The 13766-nt window shown below is 55.4% G+C and carries 11 protein-coding genes; all 11 read right to left on the bottom strand.

Annotation, left to right across the window (positions count from 1 at the left end):
• Positions 1 to 19 precede the first annotated feature (19 nt).
• Positions 20 to 712, bottom strand: coding sequence for an RNA ligase family protein (locus B9G99_RS12355; protein WP_086622426.1), 693 nt, complete (start codon positions 710 to 712; stop codon positions 20 to 22).
• Positions 705 to 1247, bottom strand: coding sequence for a hypothetical protein (locus tag B9G99_RS12350; RefSeq protein WP_086622425.1), 543 nt, complete (start codon positions 1245 to 1247; stop codon positions 705 to 707). Before B9G99_RS12350 ends, B9G99_RS12355 begins: the two co-directional genes overlap by 8 nt.
• The gene (locus B9G99_RS12345) at positions 1244 to 2638 is read right to left on the bottom strand and encodes a DUF3696 domain-containing protein (RefSeq protein ID WP_086622424.1); all 1395 of its coding nucleotides are present in this window, start codon (positions 2636 to 2638) and stop codon (positions 1244 to 1246) included. Before B9G99_RS12345 ends, B9G99_RS12350 begins: the two co-directional genes overlap by 4 nt.
• Positions 2639 to 2650: 12 nt before the next feature.
• Positions 2651 to 5809 carry a DUF1156 domain-containing protein gene (locus B9G99_RS12340; RefSeq protein WP_227875807.1) on the bottom strand — a complete coding sequence of 1053 codons (3159 nt, stop codon included), beginning with the start codon at positions 5807 to 5809 and terminating at the stop codon, positions 2651 to 2653.
• A gap of 133 nt (positions 5810 to 5942) precedes the next feature.
• Positions 5943 to 6575, bottom strand: coding sequence for a DUF7680 family protein (locus B9G99_RS12335; RefSeq protein ID WP_086622423.1), 633 nt, complete (start codon positions 6573 to 6575; stop codon positions 5943 to 5945).
• Between the two features lie 9 nt (positions 6576 to 6584).
• Entirely contained in the window at positions 6585 to 9851 is a 3267-nt protein-coding gene (locus B9G99_RS12330; RefSeq protein ID WP_086622422.1) for a DUF499 domain-containing protein, read from the bottom strand.
• A 639-nt stretch (positions 9852 to 10490) separates the two neighbouring features.
• Positions 10491 to 11102, bottom strand: a complete 612-nt coding sequence (locus B9G99_RS12325) for a lambda exonuclease family protein (protein WP_086622421.1) — start codon at positions 11100 to 11102, stop codon at positions 10491 to 10493.
• A gap of 75 nt (positions 11103 to 11177) precedes the next feature.
• Complete coding sequence (locus B9G99_RS12320) at positions 11178 to 11900, bottom strand: ERF family protein (RefSeq protein WP_086622420.1); 723 nt, start codon at positions 11898 to 11900, stop codon at positions 11178 to 11180.
• Positions 11897 to 12097: a hypothetical protein gene (locus tag B9G99_RS12315; protein ID WP_086622419.1), complete on the bottom strand. Its 201-nt coding sequence runs from the start codon at positions 12095 to 12097 to the stop codon at positions 11897 to 11899. The genes B9G99_RS12320 and B9G99_RS12315 overlap by 4 nt, the downstream gene beginning before the upstream one ends.
• 86 nt (positions 12098 to 12183) lie before the next feature.
• On the bottom strand, positions 12184 to 13149 hold the full coding sequence (locus B9G99_RS12310) for a DUF932 domain-containing protein (RefSeq protein ID WP_086622418.1): 966 nt from the start codon (positions 13147 to 13149) through the stop codon (positions 12184 to 12186).
• 112 nt (positions 13150 to 13261) lie between these two features.
• Entirely contained in the window at positions 13262 to 13597 is a 336-nt protein-coding gene (locus tag B9G99_RS12305; RefSeq protein ID WP_086622417.1) for a hypothetical protein, read from the bottom strand.
• Positions 13598 to 13766 lie beyond the last annotated feature (169 nt).

Genomic DNA, 13766 nt, shown 5'->3' with positions numbered 1-13766 from the left:
GTACGGGGTAATCCTGAACCTATAAATCTGTTGGTGAAGCCAACGTATTCCACTCCAGCGCCCGGGATCGCCAGTGCTCTTCGATCTGCTGCATAAAATCGGGATGAACCAGCTTAGAACGACGCTCACACCACTCGGGGCCGTCTTGGCGAATCACAAGGCCCTCGAGCTTGCCCTCTCGGTAGGCACTGCGACCGCTGCGCACCAGGTTTTCCAGCTTCTTAGGGGTGAAGTGGCCGCTATCCAGTAGAGGCACTGCGGCAAGCCCAAGTCGATTAGCCAGCTCGTCGCGCCGCTGACGATTCCAGAAGCGCCCTGCAAACCGGTCGTAAACATCGAAGACCAGAAGCCAGTCCGGCAAGGCGGCATAATCCAGCGTGTGGCGCGCTGCACACCACTCACCGAAGAGAATGACCTGTTCAGGTAAGTGCTGTTGGAACACCGCGAGGTGCTGCATCAGCCACTGGTTAAGGCGGGAGAACTGACCACGGTAAGGTGCCTCAAGGTAGGCACCACGGTTCTGCGCACGTAGATGGCCATCATCTCCCCAAGAAATGCCTAAATTGGCTCCGTCGAGTTTCTCCTCTACCAGCACTTCGCAATCGAGCAGAGCCTCGACATCATAGGAAGCAAGCAGCTTGTCATCGCGAGGGTCGCCTTCGCCAAGCCAGGCAAGGTGCGAGATGTGGGGGAAGCGGAAAAAATCACTCATTAGGCGGAAACTTGGGTACAGACTGGCTAGGAAATTTCTGGGAATAGAACCGCTCCACGTCATTGGGGCAGACGAAGCGGAAGTGAACACCGGCCGTGGCTAGCGGTTGCCACCAATTCAGCCACTTGCAATCAGCGGCCTGCAGGATAGGCGGATTACCATCATCGACCGCAGCCACAGCGATAAACTTGCGATCAGGCGGATCAAACTCATGCTGTAATACTTGGTCGGGAAATTCATCGAACCAGTCTTCGGCGCTCACAGTAACCGACACCTCGGCGACGTGCTTGGCATTGTTATGATGCCGCAGCAAATGCTTGAGAAAGACCTCGCCTGGGCCTGGCTGGCCACGGTTCGGGTTCAGCTTATTCTGATACTCACGCAGAATACGCCACTCGTCGTCGATCACCGTTATCCCCGCCTGGCGCAGGTTTGTAAGCGCCTCGATGCAGATAATCACGCACTCCTCCGATATATCCGCATGATCTCTGTTAGCCACCAGCAGCACGTTGGTATCGACCACGGCTCGCATCATGCACCGGCCTCCTTTGCCTTTTTCTTCTGGCGCTTCCGCGCGGCGGCCAGCGCCCGCTGAGTGATGTCTTCCATGTCATCGCCAAAGAAATCATCCGGCCAGTTTTCGATGTCGCCGTACTCGTTAAGCCGTAACGACTCCAAGTGGGCGCCGTTACGTTTACGTGTCACGAAGTAAACCGCCACTTCGTCAGGTTTCAATACGCCTTCGGCAATACGGCGCTGCAGGCGGTTAAGGAAGTGTTCTGAATGGCTTTCGATGATCAGCTGAGTATTGCGATTTTCGCCTTCCTCCCTCGCATGGATCGCACTGATGAAAGCATCCGCCAAATTGGCTTGTACACGCGGATGTAAGTGAATCTCAGGCTGCTCCATCCATAGTACCGAGTTTGGTGGAGCATAAAACGCCTGTACCAAAGCGGGCAAAACCTGAGATACGCCAAAACCTACATCGGTCAGCTTGACCCAAGGAACCCCGGCATGAACTTGGATCAACACCTCATACTCTTTGCGACCGGCTGCAATAGGTTCGACCTTGAACTTATGGATGATTCCAAGATCTTTTAGCCAGCTTGCAATGAAGGTATTAAACGGTTGATAACTCTGCTTTGGTCCGCGATTCAGCTTTCGACCTTGCTGGGTAGCCGCTAGAAGCGCCGGTATGGTCAGCTCGCCTTCAGTACCAACACTCGAAGGCGTGTCCCCTGACCAAGAGTAAAAACGCTGCGGATGACTCCGCAACGGACCAAGGTGATAAAAATTTTCTAAGAGTTTTTCAGTTTGCAACACAAACTGAACAAGAAAATCAGCGTTCTGATACCTAGAAAGCGTCCTATCTGAAAATCGATAGAACTTCTCCGGCGGCTCGATTGGCCACCCGCGACCTTGCGCCCGCACCAACTTCAGAGGTTCGCATTCCAAAAAAGCCTTATCGCCCTCCAGCCCATGAGAAATGTTTAAAGTTTTTTCTTTATTATTCCATAGCGAGTAATCAAACCGATGTGTCTCGGGCTGCAGCATCTCACTAGGCTCAATTTTGGTATGCAGGCCCAACTCTCTGCCTTGATACACTTGAGAGGTATCGAAAATATTTTTGATACTCAAAGCGCGATTAAGCTTCCACCGGAGTTCAAATTCGACTGGCAAGGTAACGTCACGCCCATATACACAATCTTCATAAGTACCCAAGTCAATCAACGATTTGTTATCTCCTAGATGCAAAGAGCGCTTATAATCAGCCAGCATTACAGTTTGCTTAAGTGCCATCAGCAGATGACCCAAGCTCGATTTTCCCGAGCTATTAGTGCCAAAAATCACCGTCAACGGCGCCAAACGCATGGGCCCGGTATCCCCCCAGGCCTTGAAGTTCTGCAATCGCAGCTCAGTGAGCATGGGCCACTCTCCTTACAGCTCGTAGTCGATCAGTTGGGCTTCGCGCTTGAGTTCTTCATCGCGGCACTCCTTGGACCATACCTTAAGCAGGCCACGCAGAGCGTCGCTGTCGTGCTTTCCATGCTGAGTCAGGAAATTACGTGCGGCCACGATGCCGCCGTCGCGATAGGTGACGATCAGGCCACCCAGCACATCCCACAGAGTCTGCGGATTCTCTAGGCGGGAAGTAGTACGCTCTTCGGGCTTGAGCAGGCGCAGTTTATTGCCCTTGATGGCAAGCGGTGCGGCGCGCTCGTTTTCACCGACGTTGGCGTAGGCCACCATGTCGTCGCTGACGCGGTAGTTGCCGTTGCGATTCTGCAAGCGGAAGTTTAGCGAGCGGCTCATCTGCAGGGCGTCATCGAAGGCGAAATCGCCCAGTCCATTGATGCCCAAAGCGATCACCGCTAAGCGAGATTCAGAATCCAAGTCATCGACGGTAACTAGGCCACCGGAGAGACGGCTGACCTCTTCTTCTGCCACCACGCGGGCCGCTTCCTGCATGGCACGGGTTGGCGGCACGTCTTCGTCGCCATCTTGCACAGGCCAGTATGCAGAGTAGACGCGCAGCGCACGCCCCCAAGAAGCGATCATGCGATCGACGGGGTTGAGCTTGAGGCGATCAAACTCGACCAGACCTTCCCTTACCGCGGTTTCCAGCTTGCCCTTAACTTCAAACACCCAACTGGAGGCTGGTCTGTCACTACGGCTTGTAGGCCGACAAGTGATAAAGATACTAGATGCAGCAGCAGCTATATTTTTCTGGTGCGTAGAGTTCATTCCCTCTGATTCTACGGGCATGCAGGCCGTAATATCCCAACCTGACTGGATCAAGGCGTTGGTCAGTGTTTCCCAAGCATCAGAGCTTTTGTGGGTAAACATTAGCGTCATTATGCCATTGGGTTTTAAAACCCGCTTACTCTCGGCAAAGATATTGCGCATTAATTCTTCATAGCGAAGTTTGGCGTTTTTGGTTGAACCATCGCGCGCCGGATTAGCAACCGCCTCAGTAGTCTTGTCAGTCACTTCATCATCGAACCAACTCGGATAAAGATCAGCTAAAGTGCGTTTTTGCCAAACATAGTAAAAATCAGACAGCTCACTGTACTGAACGTTGTCATAGTACGGAGGATCCATTACCACCGCATCGACACTAGAGGCTTCTACTTCGGCCATGTTGGTAGCTGAGCCTTTTAGTTGCCAGAAATCTTTATCGGTCAATCCTTCTTTAGCACGCTCCCTTACAAGAAGCTCAATTCCTTTATAAGCATCTAGAATTTGCAACATACCCCAACGAAACCCAGATGATGAGCCTGCATAGACTGTTTCACCGAATGTCCATTTGAGCGAAAAGTCATGCCGACCAAAAGTTCCAACAAGAACTCCCCGAGAAAAATGCCAACGTGTTTGCTTTGAGTTGTAATCAACTACTTTATCAATGGCAAACTGCAAATATGTAATGACGGCTCGGCCACGTTCTTCACCTAATTCTGCGAGAATCTGAGGCTTTGCGTCATGCAAGGCTTCCATCACCGTCAGATGGCCTAACAGTTGGCGAGGTGTAAACATGTCCTCCCAACTATTCATGCCATAACGCATGGGCTCACTTGTCTTGCTACCTGCAGGGATTTGTTCATTCGGCACTAACCCCTTCATTTCAAAATCCAGACGGCGCTCTTCTAGCTCACGCCCTGCTGCCTTCAAAGCATCCTGATCCGCTTGGATAGGCGCACGGAAATAACGTATTTTCTGGGTTTTGACTTCCCCTTTACGCTCACCGCTGGCATAGCGCTGAATATTTCCCTGCTTATCAAGCTTAGGTTCAATGCGAACACCTGCTACGCAATACAGTACATCCTTCCATTTACCATACTCAGACTCTCCACGAGCTTGACGTTTAATCTCATCGCCAGAAATAGCTTGCTGGCAATGAACGCACTGACCAACACCACTCGTCACAGTCCCTGCCTCTAAATCTGCGACATTAAGGCCTCTTTTATCAGCTGTAAATTCAAACGGTTCAAAACGTACCGATTTATTCGGGTGAGTTTTAATTGAAACAGCCCACTGATCTCCTTTTTTTGCTAACCACAATGCATTTAGCAACGGAGCTTCACCTTCGCAGTGAGGACAAGTTACTTGGCGACAAAACAAGTAAGACATATCTCGGCTAACAGGTTTCGGATCGCACGCACTCACCACAGCATTGCAGCTGGGAAAATGAGAGAGTAGGCGCTCGTCCAACTGTTCCTCAATCTTTGTTCCCCAGTGTCTAATATTTTCCAGCAGTTCTTTGCCAAAGCGTACGGGATAGTCAAGTGTTGCTTTAAGTATGATACTAGCAACTGGATTAAGCTCGTTAGCAATGACTCTGTGGCCTAAGCGCAGTGCCTCAAAAGGAATCGAGCCACCTCCAGAAGTTGGGTCAAGAATAACTTTGGAATCTTTGGTAAGTGGAGTTTTGTTGTGATAAGCGCGGTCATAACCGTAAAGATTTGGCACTCGCACACCCGCTTTCTTGGCAAGCTCCATTAACTCTTTGAACCAAGCAGGATCACCCATCTCTTCATGAACGTGTAGCCGCTCACCTAACTGAGGTAAGTAGGGAAATTGCTGGGCTAATTGCTGCCATTTTTGGATCGTCTCTTCTTCCGCTAATTCAGGTGACTTTTCAAGCACTTGGTGAATCATTAAGCGCTGATCAGCACGCTCTTCGTCAGCTTTGATCAAAGCACGATGAATCACGCCGTCTACTTCCAACGTGGCACGGCCATCTATACTTACGACGCGATCACGCAGCTTGGCTTCGTCTAGCACCCAGCCAACACCACCAACATCAGCTACCTTTAAACGAACTCCTAACGCCTTCACAAATTCTTCGGAATCCGTATCTGCAGGCAACAACGACGCCATAATAGCTGCACGGCTTGGCACTAGTGGTCTGCGTGCCCACCAAACGTGCAAACGATGCGTCGGGGGCTGATCACCAACACTCTGCTCACGTTGCGTTTCTGGGCCTACCTGATGACAAGGAAACCCGGCTTCGATCAGGCGCTGATCGTCTATCAATGACTGGGGGGTGCTGGTACTCGGCATGCTGGTAGTAGTCAGGCCTGATTCGATGACATTCATACTGTTGCTTCCTCTAACAAGGCGACAGCCAAGCAACTGGCCTAGCTGATCATACATTCTTGGCGCTGCAGTTCATGGCCCGGCTAAGCCGCCTTTTCCGGCCCGCTCTGCAAGCCACATCGACTTCTATCCTTCAGCCACGGGTGCGCACTTTCTCCAAGATACGCGGCACGCGTCTGTCACCGGCCTCGCCGCATAGCAGCATACGCAACCCACTGGTGGCCCAGCTACGCAGCACCGGGTCGGCAGCGGTCACGTTGGCCAGCCAGTAGACGGCCTCTTCCCGGGAGAACATCGCCACCCGTCGGCCGATCAGCTCGATGCGGTCGACGTCCTTCACCTTGGTCTGCAGACGAAAAAACAGCGCCAGACGCGCGCCGGCCGCCTCATCCAAGGGGAAGTTGAGGTCGGTGTGCTTGAGCCCTTGAGAAGACATATAGCTCTCTAAGCCCAAGGGTATACCTTGCTCGTCCTTTACCTCTTCGAGGATGCGTTTGAGAACCGGCAGACAGGCGCGCACGCCTTCGCCGTGCAGGGTGCCTCGCTCAACGTGCTTGGCGCGTGGGTTGGTCAGCCCTTCGGTATCGTCACGGTCCTCCGGGGCGATACGCTCCTTGATAATCAGCACCGGGGACGGCAAATCCTTGTGGCGCGTCAGCCGCAGCACATAGGGCGAACGCCTGGCTAGCTTAGTCAGCTGCGCTTCATCAGCCTGTGAACTTTTGAGACGCCCGCGGGGGGCCGCTTTATTCGCGGTCGTGGCCATCGGCGGTGTTTATCCTTCCAGTTGCTCGAGCATCTTGGTGAACTTGCAGTTTGAGTCCTGCTCGCCCAGAGTCAGGCGAACTTCATGCTTATCAGCGGTGAAACGCAAGCGATTATTCAGCGCGGCAAACAGGGCTCGGCTCTCGACCAGGGAGCCTACCTTAGTTTGGCTAAACATCAACTGGAATGGGCCCTTGTCAGGTGTCTCCGCACGGATCTGTAGCGCCTGCACCTCTGTTTGCGATTGGGCAAGTCCGGTGCCAGAGAGTAAGTTGAACAGCTGCTTGATCTTCTCAGGAGCGCGCAGCGCAAAGGAGCGGTTTTGCACCTTGGGCTTGGTGATCCAGCCGCGAGCCTGGGCCGTCTGGTAGGGCACCACAATACCATTGGTGATGCCTCCTACCGGAATGCTGTCGCCGGTCATCGCCTGTTCAGGATCAGCATCACCGCTCTCATCGAAAGCGTCCTGTGGGTAGGCCACCAGCTGCCGCTGGGCGAAAAGGTATTCCAGTTGCTGCTGAAGGACTTGTGGCTCTACCTTGTCGTGTTCATCTTCAATAATCTGCGGCAACTGATTGAGGTCGACCTGATCGCGGCTCTGAATAGTCTGCTTGATCCAGGCAGCGATGGTGTTGGGGTCTCGTACAATATCTACCAGCCAATCAAGCTGCTTGGCATGCTCCTTGGTGCACAGAATCCATTCCTCGCCACCGTTATCCAAAGGATCCACGGTAAGCGGGGGCGGGTTGTCCTTGTGGTAGAGGGCATCGGGCTTATGGCTGGTCTTGTCAGGCATGTGACCCAGACACCAGCTGCTACGCTTGGCGCCCTCTACTAGCACGCTGCCAAGCAGCGCCGGGCGCTGCAAGATCGGCCAGTTTCGGCGGGTGGCGAAGCGCTCGGTCAGATCGCTGACGTTGACTTGCTTGAGGCTATCGAAGAACAGCTTACCGAGCAGCGTTATGGTCTCCGCAGTAGAGGACCGATCGTCGGTAATCAGCTCGCCCTCCTCGGCCAGCTGCTTGAGGATGGCATCCTCTAGGTGAAGGCCGCCGGAGCCAGCTGCAGTGGGACCGGCGCCACGCTTACCGAGGTCCCGAACCACAACACGGCCCCCCTCACGTCCCGGGTAAATCAAGAAGCGATAGGTCTCATCGATGGCGGTGCGCAGCTCGGCCGGGCTCTTGGCAGCACGATCTTTGAACTCGCCTTTCTGTAGCTGTTCATGACTGACACCCCAGTTTTCGGGGTTTTCCTTGAGACGTTCCAAGGAAATCGCCTTTCGCGCCAAGGTGAGAATGTTCTGGCGAGTGCGGTGTTCTTGGTGGGTGCGCGACTCATTCCAGATGGCGCTGGCTATGTGGGTAGTGCTAGGGGCCAGCAGAAAGACTTGGTTCTGGTACTGACGCACTTTATCACCGCGCCGTTCGATGAAGAGCGCAGGGTCCATCTCCTCCACCTCGAAGGCGAGGATGCCCAGCTGCGGCTTGGGAGTCTTGTCAGGGATGCCCTCGCTGTCATCAATGTTGGGATGAACATCGAACACAGAGGAGCCCTTGATCAGGCTGCGCACCACCTGCTCGACCCGCGTCATGGCCTCGGCATGAGACACGTTCCCCTCGATACGGCGCAGGATGTTGTTGAGAGTCGGCACGGTATCGGCATAGAGGCGACCACTTCGCTCGCGTAGGTAGTTGGCCTCTCGCTCGATGGTTTCCAGTGCTGAACGCACAGTGGCCGGCTTGATGGCCGGCGAGGCCATTTCATACACCGCTGAAGTGATGTCGATGCCGAACTTCTCATCCTGTAGACCGCCGCCGCGGCCGATCAGACTGTGCAGGAAGATCGAGCGCCAGGCCCATTCATGCACCGGGTAGCCATCGGGGTGCGGATTGGCGACATCGAGCTCGCCAGCAACGGTGCGGCTAGTAGCCTGGGTGCCGGAGGCCTTGCTAATGTCCGAATCCAACACCGGAACGAGGTCGCTGTTTTCGGTCTTGCCCAGCAGCTCGTTGCGGATGGTGCCATCCGAGAGATCGATATGGCCGACTTGGATCAGCGGAATGTCCAGTCTAGCCTCCCAGATGCGGCGCACGGCACGCGCCAGAGTGCGCAGCAGGCCACGAGTCCCTTGGAAGCTCTCCACTTGGGCCAGCTCCTCAGAGAGGAACTCGATCAGCGTGGGGTGGAACGGATAGTGCGCCACCAGCCGCTCGTGCAGCTGCGGATCGTTGGCACCGGCGGGCAAGTCTGTGCCGGCCTGGCGGTAGGTCTCGATAAACGCCGAGGCCACCTCGCTGGCCGCCGCTTGGTCGACTGAGACGAACAGACGCTTTGCCATGATGCGAGAGAGATCGCCCTCCTGCACGGGGGTGGTAGCCTCCGAGGTTCGGTTGACCACGTCTAGCACGCCCCGCTGCGCCTCGCGAATCACAGCCTCGGCCTCCGCCGAGCTCATGCTGTGGGTCGACTGCAGCTTGCGGATTAGCTTGTTGAAGTCGCCGAAAGCGTTGGTGGCCGAGGCCAGGCTCAGCACCACCGAGACATTGGCCCTGCCTGCTGCATAGGTGGAGAGCGACATCAGGAAGGCAGCTGACTGCTCAGCCCCTACGCCAGGGAAGGCGGCTTCAATGCGCGAGAGGTATTGGGCAATCTCGTCGATGATAATCAGCGTCGGCCGGTCGCCGAACAGCGTATCGAAAAATTCATCCGAAGCCGGCGCTGAGGCGTCATCCAACCGCGACTGGATCGAGGCCTGCTGCTCGGTGGAAAGTGTCTGCTGGGCGATCATCCACCACAAGGTATTAGGCTTGGGCGAAGCGCCACCGGCGGTTTCTCGCAGGGTATCCACGGTGTCGCCGATGATGCCGACCACCTGAACCTGGCCCGGCGCCGGCAAGCGCTCGGGGGCAAGGATACCAGCCATGTGCTCGGCTAGCGGCTGCCCCAAGATGGCGGCATGAGCCAAAGCGATCAGGGTGTGGGTCTTGCCGCCCCCGAAGGCGGTATCGAGACGCTGCATGGCCGGGCGCGACAGATCGCCGTTGGTCAGCCGAGCCAAGGCGTTATCCAGGATGGTGCACAGCCCTTGGGTCGGGTGAGTGGCATCGCGAAAGAAGGCCACCGGGTCAGAGTAGAGCGAGCTCGCCCCTTCGCGGGCCTCGCCCTTGCGATAGTCGCCTAAGACGCGGCTCAGGCTCGCCGTGAATATCTCTGGATTGAAAGTGCCAGCCAAGATTTCGCGGCGTGGTTGACAGCTAGATAGAACGTCTCGCATTTATAGTTTCCTACAGTACAGCGTGCAATTCATCAAACAAGCTGCTTTCTCAAGCAGCAAAACCCTGGGCTGGCACTTAAGTATGTTCTAGTGCGATACCGGGCCAGGCCGGCTCGCTTGCAATATCAGCAAACTATATTACGTCAGCTTGTAAGTTTGAGTAAGGGCTTGAGAACATTGGACCTGTTCGCTTGTAAGAAATGGCTCGCTATCTGTACGTCTAGCTCATTCACGCCCTTCTCAAGCCGTGAGATCGTCAATATGGTAATGCCTGCAAGCTTGTAGCCGCTGCAGAATCACCCGCTGTACGCGCAATCGAATAAAACTGCACTAACTTGATGTGAATTAAAATCAATAGGGGCATAGAATGAGGATGTCGCCAAATGATCCGCCACGCCGTTGACGAGTAAACTTGTAGGCAAAATATTTGGCGTGATAAGCCGTGATGTTGTCGTTTGTCATTCTCTAAAATCGCTCCCTGCTCACCACACCTGAAATTTGTATCGAAACAGTACCAGCCTCAGTTCAGGCCCTGCCAGACAAAAAATTAACAGCTTCTAAAATGCCAGTGCCGCCGTTTATCGGCAGCACTGGCATAGAGAAAAATTTCGCATACCTATTCTTGGCATTGTTCGTTAGTCAGGCTGCCATAACCATACTCATACGGCATTCCAGCTCTTCGTAAAATGCCTCGACCCGCTCGGCAATAGTCCGAATCATCACCTCATCCCGATAGGCACGCTTCACGAACAGCGGCATGCCCGGCCAGTAGCTCACAAAGTCGATCCACTCTCGTTCACTGACCCAGAGCCCGCCCTGGCACTGCGCCATATGCTCCGGTGGTAACTCATCAGCAATCAGCAGCTCGATCTGATATTTGGGCAGTTTGGTCTTTACCTCGATGAGCCCATCACTGCCTACCAGGCTATCCGGTGAGTACCCTGCACCATAGTTGAGAATGATCCCGACCTGCTCCAGCTGAGTATTGCCGGTAGCCTCGCTGTAGAGTTCCCGTGCCATGGGTTCCAATGCATGCCCGCGCTGGGTATGAGTGTTGCCCGAGAAAGCATCTGCTGATTCGCCGGTAATGCGCTCCCCGATCAGCTGGTGCATGTAGCTCAGGGCACCGGCCCCGAAACCATCCGGACCCTTGCCCTTGACCAGTAACAACTTGAGTTCTGACATGGTGACGATGCCCAGCCGTGCGGCATGCCATTCGGGTGTTCCCTGCTCGCAATTGAGTATCTGCATCATGCGCTCCTGAAGGATGTGACGGCATATGTGGCGAGGGCGTTCCCCCTCGCGCGCATCGCCATGTGGTGGCTGTTATAACTGGGCGCGCTTTTGCAGCGACGCACGCAGCCTGTCGAAATCACTCTGAGGTACCTGCTCGGCATCGCCATAGCGACCGATAAACCATTCCTGTGTGGTGGTGGGGCACCGGGCGATCAGCTGCCGAAGCTGTCCGGCCTGGAAGGAGGTGATCCGCTTGATGGGGGCGGCCGCATGACCATCATCGTCCTGGCCCCGCGTGGTGATGTTGAGCAGCGCGCAGAGCACGTAGCGTTTGCCATAGCTGGTCGAGGAACCGAAGGCCTGCACGGCATTCTTGTTGCCGCTCACATCGGCAGGCAGCAGCATGCTGGTCTCTTCCCGATGTCCGTCCCGATGCATCAATACACCGGTCACCTGAATGCCGCGCTCCTGCGTCTGAATGCGAAAGCTCACCGCAAAGCCGTGACGCTGCAGAATGGGCCGTACGGTATCGACGATATCCTCCAGCGTGGCGTAGTGACCGTTATTGCCCTTGCCCCGCTCGGCAATGCTGGGCAGTTCGGTCTGCATGGCGGCCATGGCACTGCTGTAGGCCATCAAAGACTGGCGATCGAGAACACGCTCCTGCATCTGCAGCAGACGCTCCATCTTGTCGATGTCCACGTCAGGATTGAGCGCTGCCCGTTCGATCACCTGAATGATGGCAGTGCTATCGCTGCTGGATTCAGGGGGGTGCCTGGTGACGTTGTCCTGCCGTGTGATTGACTGCGTCATGAGCTTTTCTCCGGAAGGTATTCGTTTATGACGTCCTGCAGGTTCTCTTCTGTCACTGGCTCAAGTGTCATGGAGGCGCGGTAAAGGCAGCCTTTGGCGCAGACAAGGGTGTCGGCCTGCGTCTGGCCCTGTTCCAGCATCTGGCGCGACAGATCCGTCAGCGCCATGGAAATGGATAGAGGGATATCGGTATTCATTAGAACGCTCCTTACGACGACAAAAAGCCCGACCAGTTTTCTGGTCGGGCTTTATGCGGTTGGGTGGTGAGAAACAGGCCTGGCGGTCAGGCGATCAGCTCGAGGGCAGTATCCAGTGCCCGATGCTTGAGATTGGCGCCCTGACCGAACCAGGCCGAGTCCATGCGGGTATTGTTGCTGCGGGCGCGCTTCTCGTGATCGACATACTCGGTCACGGCGTTGAGAAGCCCCCAGGCCGTCTCCTTGGCCGTCGAGAAGTGAGATCCACGACCTTCGCCGTGATAGAGCTGCTGCATCCGATTCATGGCACGACTGGGCTTACCGGTTGGCGTGCCCAATGCAGCATCGGTGTTGTTGAGCACCGTCTGGAAGTAACGGGTGGCCTCATCATGGCTGATCCTGCGTTCAGCCAGTGCCTTCATGCGGTACATGAAGTCATCCCACTGAGATACCGAGACACCCAGCTGCTGCTTGACGCGTTGGGCATTGAACTCAGTGCTGTGAGGTACCCTGACCATCTGAGACGCCCCTTCGATGGCCATGCTCAGCGTGTTGTTGCAGACCACCCGAATGGACGTAGGCGTGGCCACTGTGGCAAGCGTACCGTCGCAGGACGTGGCCAGCAGCAGATAACCCCGAACCTCATCCGTGTTCTTCAGCGAGGTGCTCAGTCCACTGCGAGCCAGCGCCCAGAACTTGCGGCCGCCCTTGAGCACGCCTGCTGTTTCCAGCTCGTACCCCGCGTATTCGGTCAGGTCACGATAGAACTCCAGCACTTCCTGTGGCTGCACCACCTTGTAGCGCTGTGACACCACCGACAGCGGCGTCTGGGTATCCGAGCGGAACAGTACCTTTTGCTCAGGGAAGGAATGAATGCTGCCCAGATGCGACGCCGAATCGGCAATGAAGCGCACTGGCGTCTCTTCGATGTGCCAGTTCATGCCGGCCTGATGCTGCCAGACCTCCAGCGGCTGATGAGGCGAGAGCTGCTGCCCCAACCCGTGCCACGGGGTATCACCAACGTACGCCATCTGCTCGATTTGACGTGCCATGAGAAAACTCCTTGCTGATAGTGGTATAGACGGCAAAGGGGCCCGCCATCGGTTGATGGCGGGCCCCTTGAATGAAGAGATGGGAATGGTTCGATGTCTCCAGAGGAGACAGCTATTGGGCGGATCGAATGCGAAAGGTATGGCCGCAGTCCTGACATTCGAGGTTATCGAGTACACGCTCATCAAGCTCGCTGCCAAACCGGGCGCCGGTCACGCCACCGGCTGCCCCACCTGCAAGGGCGCCGAATACGGCGCCAGCCAGACCTCCTACCGTGATGCCTACAGGCCCTGCAAAGGCTCCTGCCATCGCACCCGCCTGTGAACCGCTCCACGCCCCGGCAGCACCGCCTGCGGAGCCCGCTGCTATACCCACGCTTCCGCAGACCTTGCGTCCCTGATGACGAAAACGAATTTTAACCGAGCCGCATTTCGAACATTCGGTCGCCATAACTACCTCCCGGCTTTCTGAAAAAGAGACTGAAGCCATTTCTTACAGGCTCATGAAGGTAGTGTGCGTCTGAAAATTTTTTATCCTCGATAATTAAAAATTTAATCGATACTCGTGACGCTAACTTTCAGAGAACGATGGTTCGAAAAACCCGGCAAAACAGCCACCA

This window comes from Kushneria konosiri (assembly GCF_002155145.1).
Lineage (GTDB): Bacteria > Pseudomonadota > Gammaproteobacteria > Pseudomonadales > Halomonadaceae > Kushneria > Kushneria konosiri.
Note: the sequence above shows the minus strand (reverse complement) of the source record. Positions and strands in the feature narration are given on the sequence as shown.